General features: G+C 44.4%; 14 protein-coding genes. 10 read left to right on the forward strand and 4 right to left on the reverse strand.

Going from position 1 to position 16,377, the window contains the following annotated elements:
- Window positions 1–2: 2 nt before the first annotated feature.
- Entirely contained in the window at window positions 3–1,082 is a 1,080-nt protein-coding gene (locus IJJ71_RS09560) for a PorV/PorQ family protein (protein WP_296846602.1), read from the reverse strand.
- 157 nt (window positions 1,083–1,239) lie between these two features.
- On the opposite strand from IJJ71_RS09560, the gene IJJ71_RS09565 reads away from it, so the two are divergent.
- Window positions 1,240–2,784, forward strand: coding sequence for a DUF5312 family protein (locus tag IJJ71_RS09565; protein WP_296846603.1), 1,545 nt, complete (start codon window positions 1,240–1,242; stop codon window positions 2,782–2,784).
- A gap of 3 nt (window positions 2,785–2,787) precedes the next feature.
- Here IJJ71_RS09565 and IJJ71_RS09570 read toward each other — a convergent pair whose 3' ends face one another.
- Together IJJ71_RS09570 and IJJ71_RS09575 are read right to left on the reverse strand one after the other, a co-directional pair.
- Window positions 2,788–3,270 carry a prepilin peptidase gene (locus IJJ71_RS09570; protein ID WP_296846604.1) on the reverse strand — a complete coding sequence of 161 codons (483 nt, stop codon included), beginning with the start codon at window positions 3,268–3,270 and terminating at the stop codon, window positions 2,788–2,790.
- 9 nt (window positions 3,271–3,279) lie between these two features.
- On the reverse strand, window positions 3,280–6,624 hold the full coding sequence (locus IJJ71_RS09575; protein WP_296846605.1) for a hypothetical protein: 3,345 nt from the start codon (window positions 6,622–6,624) through the stop codon (window positions 3,280–3,282).
- 121 nt (window positions 6,625–6,745) lie between these two features.
- Here IJJ71_RS09575 and hflX point away from each other — a divergent pair, with 121 nt between their 5' ends.
- The 5 genes from hflX (at window position 6,746) to IJJ71_RS09600 (ending at window position 10,158) form a co-directional block, all read left to right on the forward strand.
- Window positions 6,746–8,119: a GTPase HflX gene (hflX, locus tag IJJ71_RS09580; protein WP_296846606.1), complete on the forward strand. Its 1,374-nt coding sequence runs from the start codon at window positions 6,746–6,748 to the stop codon at window positions 8,117–8,119.
- Window positions 8,120–8,212: 93 nt separating this feature from the next.
- Window positions 8,213–8,680 (forward strand): flagellar basal body-associated FliL family protein, encoded by a 468-nt coding sequence (locus IJJ71_RS09585; RefSeq protein ID WP_296846607.1) that lies wholly within the window; start codon window positions 8,213–8,215, stop codon window positions 8,678–8,680.
- A 132-nt stretch (window positions 8,681–8,812) separates the two neighbouring features.
- Window positions 8,813–9,169, forward strand: a complete 357-nt coding sequence (locus IJJ71_RS09590) for a hypothetical protein (protein WP_296846608.1) — start codon at window positions 8,813–8,815, stop codon at window positions 9,167–9,169.
- Window positions 9,144–9,707 (forward strand): RNA polymerase sigma factor, encoded by a 564-nt coding sequence (locus IJJ71_RS09595; protein ID WP_296846609.1) that lies wholly within the window; start codon window positions 9,144–9,146, stop codon window positions 9,705–9,707. The genes IJJ71_RS09590 and IJJ71_RS09595 overlap by 26 nt, the downstream gene beginning before the upstream one ends.
- Window positions 9,697–10,158 carry a hypothetical protein gene (locus IJJ71_RS09600; RefSeq protein WP_296846610.1) on the forward strand — a complete coding sequence of 154 codons (462 nt, stop codon included), beginning with the start codon at window positions 9,697–9,699 and terminating at the stop codon, window positions 10,156–10,158. Before IJJ71_RS09595 ends, IJJ71_RS09600 begins: the two co-directional genes overlap by 11 nt.
- On the opposite strand, the gene IJJ71_RS09605 is transcribed toward IJJ71_RS09600, so the two are convergent.
- Window positions 10,147–11,316 (reverse strand): acetylornithine/succinylornithine family transaminase, encoded by a 1,170-nt coding sequence (locus IJJ71_RS09605; protein WP_296846611.1) that lies wholly within the window; start codon window positions 11,314–11,316, stop codon window positions 10,147–10,149. The genes IJJ71_RS09600 and IJJ71_RS09605 overlap by 12 nt on opposite strands.
- Window positions 11,317–11,447: 131 nt before the next feature.
- Between IJJ71_RS09605 and IJJ71_RS09610 the strand changes: the two genes are divergently transcribed.
- The 4 genes from IJJ71_RS09610 (at window position 11,448) to IJJ71_RS09625 (ending at window position 16,320) form a co-directional block, all read left to right on the forward strand.
- Window positions 11,448–12,479, forward strand: a complete 1,032-nt coding sequence (locus tag IJJ71_RS09610) for a thiamine ABC transporter substrate-binding protein (protein WP_296846612.1) — start codon at window positions 11,448–11,450, stop codon at window positions 12,477–12,479.
- 4 nt (window positions 12,480–12,483) lie between these two features.
- Window positions 12,484–13,950 (forward strand): ABC transporter permease, encoded by a 1,467-nt coding sequence (locus IJJ71_RS09615; protein ID WP_296846613.1) that lies wholly within the window; start codon window positions 12,484–12,486, stop codon window positions 13,948–13,950.
- Between the two features lie 21 nt (window positions 13,951–13,971).
- Window positions 13,972–14,661 (forward strand): ABC transporter ATP-binding protein, encoded by a 690-nt coding sequence (locus IJJ71_RS09620; protein ID WP_296846614.1) that lies wholly within the window; start codon window positions 13,972–13,974, stop codon window positions 14,659–14,661.
- A gap of 237 nt (window positions 14,662–14,898) precedes the next feature.
- Window positions 14,899–16,320: a lyase family protein gene (locus tag IJJ71_RS09625; protein ID WP_296846615.1), complete on the forward strand. Its 1,422-nt coding sequence runs from the start codon at window positions 14,899–14,901 to the stop codon at window positions 16,318–16,320.
- The last annotated feature ends 57 nt before the right edge of the window (window positions 16,321–16,377 follow it).

A 16,377-nucleotide genomic window follows, 5' to 3' on the forward strand; every position in this document is an offset into this window, starting at 1 on the left:
TTTTATTCTTCTCCCCACAAGATAACTTCAGGTGCTTTTCTGTCCTCAAGGCCGAGATTCATGAGCACGCCGCCACTGACTGCATTGACATTCTTGTACATCTGCTTCCATGCTCCGGAAACTGTCATCTCGCTCTCAGCCCAGCCTTTTCGTGCGAGGTAAGAACCTTCTTTTGATTTGAACAGGAATTTGAAGCTGACTCCGACAGAAGGAAGGATATTTTTTGCATCGTAAGCGAATTCGCGGGCATCAAGCTCCCATGAAGAAGAGACTTTAAGGAAATCCCTGAACTGGAACTGAAGGCCGGTATCAACAACGACATTCTGGAAACCAGGATAAGAAAGGTCTAAAGAAGCTCCCAGATTGAAATCCTGCTGTTTGATGAAAACTGCCGCAACGCCAGTACGGATTGTGCAGATTCCAGGCCATGCGTCAGGCTTTGTTCCATAATCTTCGTCTTTTGCAGATTTGATTCCGATAGTTTCTGTATTCGTAAAGACTTTTCCGAGATTGTTGATTGAAACACCGAAGCGCAAATCTGAGACAGGGCCGAGGTCGCCGAAATTGTAATAGGCTCCCAAAGCACCACTTGCAGACCAGTCAGATTTGGTAGCATCACCATAAAGAAGGCCGAAATTGCCTGAAATACCGACCGAAACCTGATCAGTGATATCTTTTGAGACACCGCCGGTAAAATTGAGGCTGTTCCCGACAGGCATGTCGATGAATTCAGTCCATACGCCCTGGAAAAGAAGCGTTGAAACGCACCATCGTGAAGGAATAAGCAAACCGCCGCTAATAGCACCGCCGAGTTTGTGGTCATCATCGCTGTTAGTGCTGACGAATGCAGTGCCGGCAGCATCAAGAGTGATGCGCTGTTCCCATGCTGTCAATGCAGGGTTGTTGACTATTGAAGCCGGCGTAACGCCGAAGATTCCGCCACCACAAGCAGAATGTGCTCCAGTAATAAGCTGAGGTTCGGTAAGCCGAAGGACATTCTGACCTCCGGCTGGCGGGTTATACGCAAAAAGACCCGCGCAAATCAGGCTGGATGCAAAAAGCACACCCAAAATTTTTTTCATATAAATCCTCCAGAAGAAAAGCAGAAGAACCGCAAATCTTTTATAGGATAGCAAAAAAAAATATATTTGTCATTAAACAAAACTAAATTCTATATAATTGAAATAAAATTGCATAAAGCATTTGACTTTATATCAATAATTTTGCATTATTTAAACTATGGCAAACAAAGGATCATTCTTCCAGAAACTTTTGGACTCTCTGGTCGGCGGAAAAGATGCGGACGCCGCAAAGAAAAAACAGCTTAAGAACATCGCAAAAGTGCTCTCAAAAACACATTTTAAATTCTATAAACCAAGCTCGGATCAGGCACTTCCTGTCATGGGCAAATTCTTTTACGATTTGTACAAGGCTCTCTCTCCGTGTCAGATTCTGTTCAACAGTCAGCCAAATCCAAATCAGTACAAAACAGCGGTAATCAATTTCGGGCTTTCGGACAATCAGAAGGCCCTCATCGAGGAACTTTCCGAGGAAGCAATCGTCGAAAACTCAAAGAAAATGCCTTTTGACCAGCTCAAGGCAAAAATGAAGTCAGACATCGCGGCTTTCACAGGCGAATTCGATCAGGCTAAAATCCAGAAAATCGACAGCCTTTACCGCCAGCTTTTGATTTTCAAATCATTCTGTCTTTTCGACTATTATTTCATCCTCAAAAAATTCGATTCAACAATCCGCGAGAACGAATTCTCAAAATCTCCGCGACTCAACGCAATCGATGCTTCATACATAGCAAACGACCTCAAGGATTTCCTCGCAGTCCTTTATTCAATTCCTACAAACGAAGACTGGACCGACCTTATCCAGCTTCTCAAGGCAATGCGTGGCGGAAACGAGCCTATCAAGGGTAGCCAGTGGACAAAAATCACGATGCGACTCAATCAAATCAAGGCTTCACGCGTATTCGAGATGATTATCCAGCTCACAACAAAAGATCCGCTCTATGCCGCAAAATATGAAGAAAAACGCGAGCTGATTGTCGAAGACTTCATCGAAAAAACAAAGAATGAGGCTCAGGAGGCAGTCAAAAAACTTGAGAATGCACAGAAGAATTCCAAGATTGACGCACTTCTCAAACAGATTTTCGGAACGACCGACATTTCTTCACTCCAGTATTACACAGACGAGCAGAGCGCGTATTTCCTCAAAAAGAATCTCGGTGGATTTGAATTCACAAAACCGCTCAACTACCTCAAAGCATTTCTTCTTGAATATGTCAAAAGGGATGTCCGACAGTATGCGGATTTGGTTCTTGTGCGCGGAAAATGGACGACCTCGCCTTTTACGGCAGAAATGAGCGACGCTTACAACGCAATTCTTGAATACTCAGAAAAAATCACGATTTTCGACAAAAAACTTTCTGAAGAAGACGGCGAATACGGCAAAAAGCTCAAGACTCTTCTTCCACGGGCAGACCGGGACAAGGAAGCAGCAAACATCATCAAAACAACATTGCGCGACAACAACAACATTGCGCGTGAATATATCGTAAGCGCGACAAAGCAGCTGATTATTTTCGCAAAGATTACAAAACTTCTTATCGAGGATTATCAGAAAAACCGACCGGAGCTTATGACAAACTGGAAGGAGCTTGAACGATTCGCCGAAACTCCAATCGCAGAGCTTGGCGTAAATGTCTACAAAAAGATTTATCTGGTTGTTCAGCTCATGCAAGGGCTTGTCGGTAGCGGCGCACAGCAGAGCTAAAAGCTAGGCGATTACCCAAAACAGCAGCATAGAAAGCAGGCTTCCGGCCGTAATAAAAGGTACGAACGGAATTGCGAACAGAGGCCTGTGGATATGCTGCTTTTTTTTGATATTCTGAACAACCGCCAGGAACAGATAATACAGCACGCCGAGCAACGCCGCAAAAACAGTAGCGATTATATTCATGTAAAAGCCTGTGTACAATGCGGAAAACATTCCGAAAAACACATCACCAAAACCAAGTCCGCCGGCAGTCAGAACTCTTGTGCAGAAATAAATTAAAAAAGCCGATGCGAGCGCAACGGCAAGATTCTTAAAATATGGAAGGAAAGGCTGGCTAAGAACAAAAAACCTGCAGAAAATAATTGCTAAAGCCCCGAAAGCCAGAAACGGCAACGAAATCCTGAATTTCCTTGAATCCATGAATGACGAAGGCAAGGCGAATACAAGATATGCGAGGCTGAGAATCAGCAGGCTTTTATTCATTTAAAATTCCTAGCGTAGAATAGAGTCAACGAGTTTTTTAAAATCCATATTGAGGGAAAGTTTGTTTGGCTGAGAAAACTCCGTGACATGGAAAGTTCCGTCGCTGTCCTGAACGATAGCATCGCCCATAGCTGGAGCAAGTTCCATAAGTTCTGAGTTCATATCTGAACCAAATTTTGTAAACATAAAAGGCATATTTTCTCCCGGATATTCCAGAGGCACCACATAGTCCGCATCATCAAGCGGATCCTCATCTTCGGCAGGCTCAGAGGCAACTTCCTCAGACGGCGCAGGCTCTTCAATTTCAGTATATTGAATTTCGGCAGATTCTTCTTTTTCTTCACTAAATTTTTCAGATTCTTGCGAAATTTCGTCATGAATTTCGTCAGAGAGTGATGGATTTTCATCTTGATTTTCGTCGGTGGCTGCTGGATTCTCATCCGGAATGTCATTCGAGATTTCATCAGATTCACCCGGATTCTCATCAGATTCAATCGGATTCTCATCTTGATTTTCGTCAATGGCTGCAGGATTCTCAAAAATAACTTCGTTTTCTTCATCATTCTCCTCAGGAACTGACTCGTACATATCATCGTCAGAATCATCTTCATCCAGGCCAGAATAATCGACAGAAGCCGCAACGAAATTTTCAGCCGCACTTCCGTCAGAATCGTCGCTCACAATGTCAGACGAAGGCACACCGAATTCAATTTTCTCAAGAAGAACCTCATCCTTGTAAACATCATCGTCCGAGGAAACATTGTTGTCCAGCAAATGCGGGATGTATTCTTCTGGATCAACGATTTTAGGCTCCTCACCTTTCTTTGTCGGATCAAATGTTTCAAGTTCCTCAAGATTTGTATCAACCTCATCGATTGAGCGGGCAGCATCCTTGAGTTTTTCAATATCATGCAGCTCTGAGTTTGTGAATTTTCGGCTCAAGCCTTCAGAGTCAAGTTCTTCATTATCATCATCGTTTAAATGAGGCGGGCGTTCTGGAAGTGCAGCGAGTGTCCGTGCCATATCAAGGGCCTGTTCCTCGTGCTCGGAAACTTCCGGGAGCATTTCAAGCTCTTCGTCAAACTTCTGAAGCCGCTCTTCTTCCGTAACGGTAGAAAAATTAGTCTCTTCGCCATCATCGCCAGCATCACGGCCGTCACCAATCCGAAGCTCTTCCTGGATGTCAGATATAGGCTCAAGCTCATCGCTAACATCAGCCTCAGAAACCACGCCAGAAAGTTCTTCTATTTCATCAAGCTCTTCGGCTTCTTCAACGGACTCAACTTCCTCAACAGTGTCAGCATCTTCTACTACATCGAGCGATTCAACATCTTCCGCCTCAGGAATCTCTTCCACAGCATCAAGTTCTTCGGCTTCTTCAACGGATTCTGCCTCTGGGATTTCTTCCGCATCTTCAACGGACTCAACTTCTTCAACAGATTCGGCATTCTCTAATTCATCGAGCGATTCTACATCTTCCGCCTCAGGAATTTCTTCCACAGCATCAAGCTCTTCGGCTTCTTCAACAGATTCAACATCTTCGACCGACTCAACTTCTTCAACAGATTCCGCATCCTCTACTTCATCAAGTGATTCAACATCTTCCGCCTCAGGGATTTCTTCAACTTCATCAAGGTCGTCGGCTTCTTCAACGGATTCAACTTCCTCAACAGTTTCAGCTTCTTCTACTTCATCAAGTGATTCAACATCTTCAACAGACTCGACTTCCTCAACCGATTCCGCTTCCGAAACTTCTTCTACTTCATCAAGTTCTTCGGTCTCTTCAACATCATCCGCCTGAGGGATTTCTTCGACATCATCAACATCTTTCGCCCGAGGACTTTCCCCAACATCACTCCTAACTCCTAACTTCTCACTCCTAACTCTCTCCCCCATCTCCTCAAAATTGCTCATTGCTAATTGCTCATTTCTAATTATCTTCTGCTCACTACTAACCGCCGCATTAATCTGAATCTTTCCGTTTTCCAAAATATCTTCTAGCGACGAGCGAACAATTTTTTTGAGTTCTTCGGCATTGATGACTGGGGCTGCATGAGACGAAATTGAGAGGGGAGAAGATTCACCGAATGATGCAAGCATTTCCTGCCAGTAACTTTCAAAAATTGATTTGAATTCGGCGGCGTGCTTTTCACCTTTTTTGCCAAGAGATTTTAAAATACGCCTTTCAAGGACTGGCTTCTGCTCAGCAAGGTATTCTGGAGACTTCCCATCACCCATTTTTTTGTAACCGATGAAAAATTCATTCTCATAGCGGCGAACTTTGTCACGGATTACGACGATATCATCATGCTTGAAGCTCAGAATCAGGAAAATTGCAAGATACAGCGTGACAAATGCCGTGACAAGCAGCAAAATTCTTATGTAAGGCGGGAATTTCAGTTCGTTTTCATCATAAAGAAGCGTGATAAAGCCAAAATCTTCGCGGGAATTTTTGTACGAGAACGCACAGACTGAATTATTTTTTGATTTGTCCAGGATTTCACTTTCTTCGCCGGGAGTTTTCATGAGGTTTTCGGCAGGCTTCAGCTTCCAGAAAGTTTCGGTGCCAGAACGCCAGTTTTCGAGGATTTCTTTTTCGATTGAAAGCTTACCGTAATTTGGAAGCCCGAACACAAATCCACCGAAGCCATCGAATTTTTCTTTTTGATTTTTCTGCGCGGTGACAAGTTTTGCAAATCCTTTGATGTCAATAAGATTGCGGTTGTACAAGAACTGGCTGAAATTCACAGCATCACAGTAAAAGAGAATCGTACCGGTGAATTCATTTTGAGTATTATAGAAAGGAAGTGAAAAAATCAGCCTGTTTTTGTCACCGTCCTTTATTATCCGGCATTTTGAATCAGATGGAGCGGCCTGTTCGACAAGTCTTTTTGAATGAACGGAATCGTAGCTAAGTTCGTCCATTGAATCATAATTACGGTAAGAAATGCCTTTGCTGCCAGAAATTATGTCGGATTGAAATGTCGAGTAATAGACATTGCGGCCATTGTCATCGATGATTCGGATTCCGAAAAGTGCCTGAGTTGATGTTACGAGCTGGGCACGAAGAATCTCACGATTTTTTGCGGATTCATCACTTGGGCGCGTCTCTGCGTATGTTTTTACATCGGGAGAGACGGAAAACGCGTCGAACCGCTTCATGAGAGTATCGAAATATTCGTTTTGAGCCGCTGCAATCTCGTCGATTTTCTTTTGCTTGATTTCCTGCACAATCGGCTGATAAAAATTCACTTCGAGGAGGTCAAAAAGCCCCGAAAAAGCGACAACCGTAAACGCGCAGAACGCAAGAACTGAAATCAAAAGACTGAAAGCGACCTTCTGGCCAGAAGACATACTTTTATATATTTTCGGCTAAATTTTATAGAAAATCAACATGAAAGAAAGCGAAAACTGAAACTTAGTTTTTTTTGAGAATCAGTGTACATCCGTGTTAATCTGTGGTTAAATATTCACCATGGATTTGATAAATCTCGAAGAAGAAAAGAATAAAAAGATTCGCGCTTTGCTCGTTGGCGCACCGGCCGCTGACATTTCAGAGCTTTGCGGGCTTGTAAAAACATTGGGCTACGAAATTGCGCGCACCGTAATTTTGACCCGCATGGAGCAAAATCCTGTTTACGGATTCGGTAAAGGCAAGGCAGAGGAAATTGCCGCTCTCTCAAAAGAACTTGAATGTGATTTGATTATTTTTGACTTTGAGATTTCACCGCGAAAGCAGCGCAACTGGGAAAAACTCGCAAAAATCCCTGTCATTGACCGTCAGGAAGTGATTCTGCGCATTTTTGCAAGCCGTGCTCAGACAAAGGAAGCCGTTCTCCAAGTTCAGCTTGCACAGCTTGAATATGCGCGCCCTCGCCTGGCTCATTCTTACGGCGACATGGCTCGTCAACGAGGCGGAAATTTCGGTTCAAAGGGAAGCGGCGAGACTCAGCTGGAGCTTGACATCCGAAAAATCCGCGAAAAAATCCAGCAGCTCAAAAGAGAGCTTGAACAGGTCGTGCGTGACCGGGAGACCCAGAGAAAACGCCGCGAAAAGATTCCGCTTCCGTGCTGTGCACTGGCTGGCTACACAAACGCAGGAAAATCTTCTCTTTTGAACGCGCTCACTGGAGCCGATGTCTTTGTCGAGGATAAGCTTTTTGCCACCCTCGACCCGACGACCCGAAAACTGCAGCTAAAATCTTCCATTAAAACAAGCGAAGAAGAAAAGGGCTTTGGAGCCAACATTCTTCTTACGGACACGGTAGGATTTATCTCGAACCTGCCCCACTCGCTCGTCAATGCTTTCAAATCCACCCTGGAAGAGGCTCAGCGGGCAAATCTCATTCTCCTTGTGCTCGATTCAAGCGACGAAAAGGCGGAATTCCAGTACAACACAGTCGTAAAAGTCCTTGAAGAAATCGGGGCCGAGGACACTCCGCGAATCATCGTTCTGAATAAAATCGACAAGCTGGCGGACAATCCAACTCAACTTGCAAAAATGACAAGCCTCTTCCCGGATGCAATTAAAATCAGTGCGAAAACTCATGAAGGATTTGAGGAACTTTCGGCAAAAATCTGCGACGAGCTTTTGGGCGAGGAACTTAGCTACATAATTCCGATGGACAAGCAGAATCTTTTGAATGAATCACGCAAGACCGGCATCATCCTTGAAGAAAACTGGCTCGACGACGGAATCCATATCAAAATCAAGGGCGGAGAGCTTAAAAAGAATCCGCGGCTTTCAAATCTTCTCGCCCCGCATGCAGAAAATCCTGAGCAGGCAAAAAAAGCTCAGCCGGAGCCAGAAAAATCCGGATTCAAAAAGAAATTCGGAGCGGACTGGTAAGGAAAGTGGAAAACTGAAAGCTAAAAGGTGAAAACTAAAAGGTGAAAGAGGAAAAGTAAAAAATGAAAAGTGAATTTTTTAAGGGGGATAATTATGCGAAATTTTAATAAGGTTCTTTTGTTGTTGGCTAGTGTTATTTTGATTTTTATTACGGCGGTTACGGCTATTGCGGTTTGCACGAAGAATGCTCATCCGGGGGTGGGATTAAGGCGCGAAGATCCAAGTCCAAAGTCAGTTTCTTCTTCAAAGACGGCTTTCAACAATATCGGGCAAATCCGTGTGTTCACAAAAGAGGATGAAAATTCTGAAAAAAGCGTGATTGTCCTGACTCCATGGTTTGAATATGACGGCACGGATCAGGCTTTTTACGAGGAACTTGACCGCAAGCACCAGAGCTTAAAATCTTTAATGACAAAATTTTTTGCCGGCCACACAAAAGCGGAGCTAATGAAATTCGGAGAAGAAAAAATAAAGAACGAGCTTAAGGCTCAGGTGAACGAAAACTTAGTTCTCGGAGAAATCAGCCAGATCTACTTCAACGATTATTTATTTTTGGACTAAATGCAACTTCACCCAAAAGATTGTGTCTAATAAAACGGGGCGTTACGGGGTGTCCCCGTAGAGAGGGTAGCGACCAATGAAATGGGCGCGCAGGGGGAGACTTCCCCCTTGAGTTTTTTGAGGAGTAAAAAAATGGAACACATAACTTCGCCTGCCGCACAGGTAATCATCTCGCTTATCCCAATCGTGGGCATTTTCATCGGCGGCACAGTAATTTTCTTCGCGCTTTTGTGGATTCATCACGAAAACAAACAGAAAATCAAGGCTGGCGAAAAATCAAAATCAAATTTCAACTACAAGGCCGCGACACTTCTTGCTGGGCTTTTGCTCACAGGAATCGGAGGAATGCTCTCAATTTTCTTCGTTCTTTTTGCCGGAATCACACCGTCTTTGCTCGGCGGACTGATTCCACTGACAATCGGAGTATGCTTACTTTTGTTCTACCGGCTTTACGACTGGAACAATGAACCTCGAACAACTGATAACTAAAAAACGCGACAATGCGTTGATTAAGGCTACATTATCAGGTGACTCAAAGGCTTTCTCAAAGCTCGTCTCAAGCTATAAAAAGCGGGTTCGGGCATTGGGAATGAGTTTTTTCAAGAACGAAGCTGACACGGAGGATTTCGAGCAGGAAGTTTTCTTAAAGGCATACACAAATCTTGCAAATTTCAAGGGGGATTCTTCCTTTCCGACTTGGCTTACTTCAATCGCCTACAATACGGCGGTGAATGCAAAAACGAGGCGAAAGGAATATCTTCCGATTTCAGACGAAGAAAATCTTGAGGACTCGGATTTGACTCCAGAAAAGAACCAGATCCGAAAAATCACCGTGCTTGCCGTGCGAGAGGCTGTCAAGGATTTGCCCGAAAAATTCAAAATCTGCGTCGAACTTTATTTTTTTTATGATAATTCGCACGCAGAAATCAGCAAAATCACCGGCGAAGGCATAAACACGATAAAATCACACATTTTCCGTGCAAAAAAAATCCTGCGCGAAAAATTAAGGAGCTACTATGAAGAATGAAAATTGTGAAAAGACAATGGACACTTTTCTTTCTTTGGACAAATACGAACGGATTCCGCTTAGGATAACGCTCCACTTTCTCTGCTGTAAAAAATGCCGGACTCAGGCGCGATATCTGACTCTGGCGGAAAAATTTGCGAGCGAGCCGATTCGCCCTACTCCGCTCAAGGATGCGCTCGAAAATATCCCGATTAAGCCTGTCTCGATGACAAAATGGATAATTTCCGGCATCATTATGATTTTAATGATGGTCGTTTCTGGAATCTTACTGAACAAAACCGAAAGCCCGGCGTTTGCAATCATCCTGAACATCAACTTCGGGCTTATCATCACCGCATACTGCGCAATCTTCGTAGGCACGAACATGGACTTTTTTATCAAGAAGATTGGAAAAAACGGCAAAAATAATGGCCAGAACTTAAAGCTCTGGCCGGATAATTTACTCGCCTAAAAGAACATCTTTAAGAATCGCAAGGCCCTCATCGATTTCTTTGTAAGAAATGTTGAGCGGCGGAACGATTCGGAGCGTATTCTTGCCCGCTGTTGATGTAAGAAGACCTTTTTCAAGGAGTTTTTTCTCGACTTCAACGGCATTGACCGGCTCAATCATATCAACGCCAATCATCAATCCCTTTCCGCGAATCTCACCGACGCATTTTGCGCCGAATTCTGAGATTTTCTTTCGCATGTACTCGCCTTTTTCAGAAACGCTCTTAAGGAAGCCTGGTTTTGTAAGCTCATGAAGAACTACGAGACCTGCCGCACAAGCCAGAGGATTGCCGCCGAATGTTGACTGGTGATCGCCCGCCTTGAAAACATCAGCAGCCTTTCCGCGAATCAAGATTCCACCGAACGGAACGCCGCCTGCAACGCCTTTTGCAAAGCTTACGACTTCAGGATTGAATCCAAGCTGCTCGCTCGCAAGCAATGTTCCTGTGCGGCCAAAGCCTGTCTGGACTTCATCAGCCATTACGATTGCTCCGGCTTTTCGTGCTGCATCGGCGGCCGCTTTTGCCCAATCAGCATCAACGATGTTTACGCCGCCTTCGCCCTGAACGCACTCAATCAAAAGGGCAGCCGTAGTGTCATCGAAAGCAGTTTTGATTGCTTCCCAGTCATTTGCCTTGATTGTCTTGAAGCAGTCAACATAAGGAGCAAAACATGCAGGATGGAATTTGTCCTGCCCGGTTGCCGTCAAAGTTGCAAGTGTGCGACCGTGGAAAGAACTTTCCAAAGTATAAATCACGCGGCGTTTTTCTCCACCGTTGAGATAGCCGTATTTTCGTGCAAGCTTGATTGCGGCTTCGTTTCCTTCTGCGCCTGAGTTTCCAAAATAAACCGCGTCAAAGCCTGTGTAGCCAAGCAATTCCGTAGCATAAGCAACACCGACATCGCTCACAAAATAGTTGCAAACATGAATCTGTTTTTTTGCCTGTTTTGAAATCGCCTTTACGAGAGGCTTGAAATTGTGACCGAGAGAGTTGACCGCAATTCCAGCAAGAAAGTCGATGTATTTTTTGCCGTTAATGTCGTAAACGGTTGAGCCTTTGCCCTTGACCATAGTGACATCAAACGAACCGTAATTATTCACAACGATTTTAGAACCCATATTTTCTCCCAAAAAAATATATATGGAAGAAGATAGCATAAAAATAGTCTTGATTCAATTATTCTGGAGAATTTATAATTCTGTTGCTCTTTGCAAACAATCACGATATACTTTTTTTCACTGGAGGACTCATGAAAAAGTCACTGTTTATTTTGTCTTCTATTTTTTTGACATCATTTCTGCTCATCTCTTGCAACAAAACAAACTCTAAATCATCAAAAAAGAACGAAGTAATCATCTACACTTATGACAGTTTCGCCGCTGACTGGGGAGCTGCACCAAAAATTGCGGCATCATTTCAAAAAGAAACTGGCATAAAAGCCGTTTTCGTTGACTGCGGAAGCGGAGGACAGCTGTTAAGCCGCACAATCATTGAAAAAGACTCACCAAAAGCGGACATCATCCTCGGAATTGACAACAACAATTCCATAAAGGCACTTCAAGCTGATATTCTCGATTCGTACATCCCGCAAAATGCAGATTCAATCATCGATCCGAATTTGCAGGCTCAGCTCGGCACAAAAGACAAGCTGATTCCTTACGATTACAGCCATTTCACATTCATTTTTGACAAACGGGCGGAGTTTAAGGAACCGAAATGCCTTGCTGATTTGGCAGATCCAATCTACAAGAACAAAATCATTCTTATGGATCCGCGCACAAGCACTCCGGGACTTGGTTTTGTCGCATGGACAAAGGCTGTTTTTACAGATGACGCTGATTTTTCGGCTTACTGGCAGTCCATCAAGCCAAATGTCCTCACTATGGCACCAGGCTGGAGCGCAGGCTACGGTCTTTTCACAAACGGCGAGGCTCCGCTCGTAATCAGCTACACGACAAGCCCTGCCGCAAATCTTGAATATGACAAAATTGACTACTACAAAGCCCTTGTTTTCGATGACGGACATTACATGCAGGTTGAGGGAGCAGGAATTTTAAAGAATGCGCCTCACAGAAAGGAAGCGGAACTTTTCATGGATTTCTTGATTTCAGAAAAAGCCCAGTCCGCGCTTCCACTCACTCAATGGATGTACCCGGTAAACAAAAATGTCAGGCTTCCGGATTGTTACGCAATGGCGGCTGCAAAACCAAACAAAACACTTTCCGTAAACACAGAACTTTTGAGCGAAGCTGCAGAAAAAGCCATTTCAATCATCAAATAAAACCGTGCAAAATCTTCTTTTTGTAAGTGCATTCACCGTGGCGCAGGCTCTCTGCTCCACAGTTATCGCGCTTTTTATTGGCATTTTTGCGGCATTTTTTACTGCAAACAGGGATTTTCCCGGAAAAAAGATTCTTCTCTCATTCTCGACGGTGCCTTTGTGTATGCCGTCACTTCTGATTGCGCTTGGATTCGTCTCATTTTTCGGAATGGCGGGAACGCTCAACACAATTTTGAAGTCTCTTTTCAATCTGGAAAAACCGCCGGTAACTTTTCTTTACACTTTTTTAGGAATCATAATCGCGCAGGGCTTCTACAATTTTCCGCCTGTAATGGCAAGTATTCACGACACCTGGAAAAATATTCCGACACAGCAGGCAGAAGCGGCTAGGCTTTTAGGCGCAAGTGAGATTCGGATTTTCAGAACCGTCACGATTTTCCAGCTGATGCCGGCAATAGTCTCGTCCTGTATGCTCGTTTTCCTTTACTGCTTTTTCAGTTTTTTGATTGTGCTTCTTTTTGGCGGCGTTGGGTGTACTACCCTTGAAGTTGAAATTTACAAAACAGTAAGGGGAAGCCTTGATTTTTCAAAAGCGGCAGGGTTTGCCATCACTGAGACCGTACTTGCCTGCATTTTCGTTGGATTTTATGCTTTTCTGGAGCAAAAATCTTCCAAAAACCGGGGAATCGCATTTTATCAAAAGCAGGCTGACAGAAAGATTTCGGGAATTTCCGAGCGGATATTTGCATTTTTCACTTTTTCTCTGATTCTACTTTTTTTTATCGCACCGCTGTTTTCGATTTTTTACAACGCCGTTTCCTCATCAAAATCGATTCTGACTTTTTCGACGATTCTCCGTGTCTTTAAGATGAGCGGATTTTTTCAGTCCTTTTTGACTACAATTTCTGTCGCGCTCGCAACGAGTTTTCTTTGCGTAATTCCAGCATTCTCATACGCGGCTTTTTTGAGGACTTTTGACTCTGCGGGCAGGCTTTTGTTTTTGCGGATTATTCCGATGATTCCGCTCTGCATTTCAAGCGTTGTGACTGGCGTTCTGATTATAATTCTTGTAAAAAGCGGAACCGTGGTTCATCTGATTGCAGCCCAAGTTTTTTTGACCTGGCCTCTTGCATTCAGGCAGATTTATGCGTGTGTTTCAAAAATCCCGGATGAGACCATTGATGCGGCACGGATTTTGAGCCACAGGAAGCGGGATTTGATTTTCAGGATTTACATTCCGCAAAGCTCAAGGGGAATCTTAAGCGCGCTGGGATTTTGTTTTGCAGTGAGCGCAGGAGACACAACCTTGCCTTTGGTTCTCGCGCTTCCAAGATTTTCAAATCTTTCGCTTTTTACATACCGTCTGGCCAGTTCCTACAGATTCCATGAAGCCTGTGCAGCAGGGCTTGTTCTCGGAATCCTGTGCGCGGCAGTTTTTTCTGCGGCGAACCGTCTCAAAAATAAGCAATGAGGAAATAGGAGTTAGTTTTTTATGAACGAATATTTTTTTGCAGAGAACTTGCGGCTCGACTGGGAAAATTTTCATCTTGCTGTCTCATTTTCTTGTGAAAAAGGAACTATGACTTCGATTGTCGGGCCAAGCGGAAGCGGAAAGTCCACTGTGCTGCGACTGATTTCAGGCCTGGATAAGCCGACTTCGACCGATACAAAAATCATGCTGAATGGGAAGGACATTTCTTACACAAAGCCAGCCCTCCGCGGAATCGGGATGGTGTTCCAAAAGGCGAATCTTTTCACACATCTTCGAGTTGATGACAATGTGGCTTACGGACTCCGATGCAAAGGAATGAGCAAAAAAGAAAGCCGCTCTCTTGCCAAAACATTTCTCAATAAATTCAATCTCGATGGATTTGAAAAAAGATTCCCGGAAACGCTTTCTGGCGGCGAAGCGCAAAGGGTCGCACTTGCACGAACTTTGATTATAAAGCCGGAATTAGTTTTGCTGGACGAACCACTTTCGGCACTGGACGCCCCATTGCGCAAAAAACTCGCACAGGAAATCCGCACGCTGCAAAAAGAATTCGGTTTCACAGGAATCATGGTCACGCACGACATAGCCGAAGCCAAAACCGTAAGCGACAAGATTATTCTTATTAAGGAAGGAAAATTAGTCTGGCAGGGCGCGGCAGAAGATTTTAAAGAGGAAATGATTTCTGGCTAAAAAACAGATGCAGAAAGCCGAGGGCTAGGGATAGTAGCCACGGCGGAGCCGACCGCGAGCTGAACGAGCGAAAGCGAGTGAGTGAGCGGTTGAAGCGCCAGCGGAATGGCGGATAGCCCGACGGCGAAGCCGTAGCCCCCACTTTCCGTTTTCCACTTTCCACTTTCCACTTTCCGTTTCCCATTTTCCACCTCCCACACTTTCAACTTTCATTCAATTTTGCTATAATTTCGCACCATGGAAACACGAAATATTTTTGAGAATCTCTCTTGTATCGACCACCGCTATTCCCTCTCTGAGAAGGCGGCTTTTAACGGACTTTCACAGTACATTTCTGAGCAGGCTTCAATCCGCTCTTGTGCAAAGTGTGAGGCGGCTCTTGTTAAGGCTCATCTTAAGGTTCGCGGCTCTTTGACCGACGAGCTTGCAAAAACTTTGGACGATGTTGCAGCAAACATTGACCCGGAAGAAGTTTACGCCGAAGAAGAAAAGACAAAGCACAACATCCGCGCTCTTGTCAATGTCATGAAAACAAAAGTTAATGCCGAAATCGGGCCTCTCATTCACTTGGGAGCAACTTCGGTCGATATTTTGGACACAGCTTTGAGCTGCCGAATGAGAGATGTCACCAAAAATGTCGTTCTTCCAGAACTCAAACAGCTCGAAAAATATCTTTGTGAAATCGCAGAGCGTGAATGTGCAACTCCACAGGTAGGACGCACACACGGTCAGCACGCAGTTCCAATCACTTTCGGATGGAGCATCGCAGAATTCGTTGCCCGACTCGGAAAATCAATTCTCCGCATCGAAGAACTTTCAAATGACCTCGTTGGAAAACTCGCAGGCCCGGTTGGTTCATACAACGGTCCGTCAATGATTGTAAAAGACCCTGAGGAACTTGAGCGAATCTACACAGAATTCTTGGGGCTCAAGCCATCTGAATATTCAAACCAGCTCGTTGAGCCTGAGCATGTTCTCCGTCTTCTTTTGGAGATGAATGTTGCATTCGGAATTATCGCAAACCTTGCAGACGACCTTCGAAACTTGCAACGCAGCGAAATCGGTGAGGTTTTCGAGTATTTTGCAAGCACACAGGTCGGCTCTTCAACAATGCCACAGAAGCGAAACCCATGGAACAGCGAACACGTTAAATCTTTGTGGAAGGCAATGTGCCCTCGCGTAATCACTTTCTACATGGACCAGATTTCAGAGCATCAGCGAGATTTGACAAACTCAGCAAGCCAGCGATTCATTTCTGACTATGTTTCAGGCTTTACAATGGCAGTTGCCCGCATGAACAGCGTTGTAAAAGGCTTACAGGCAGATAAAGAAGGCATGGCACGAAACCTTCAGGGAGCAGGCGGAAAGGTCAAGGGCGGCGTTCTTGCAGAACCTGCTTACATCTTGCTCGGCGAAGCCGGGGTCAACGACGGCCACGAGATTATCCGAAAAATCACTCTTGAAGCCGAAAAGAGCGGAAAGACTTTCTTTGAAGTGCTCAAAACACACGAAGAGGCTTTCGCAAAAATAACAGCACAGCTCGAAAAGCTCGGAATCGAAAATCCAGCAACATTCTTCGAGAATCCTGCGAACTATTGCGGACTTGCTGCTGTCAAATCAAAGAGACTTGCTCAGAAATACGCTGAACTAATGAAATAATTGTCTATATAAAATAACCGCAATAATTTGTAACGAGAATTTTCTTGCGAAAATTCT

Origin of the sequence: Treponema sp. (assembly GCF_017430385.1) — a bacterium.
GTDB lineage: Bacteria > Spirochaetota > Spirochaetia > Treponematales > Treponemataceae > Treponema_D.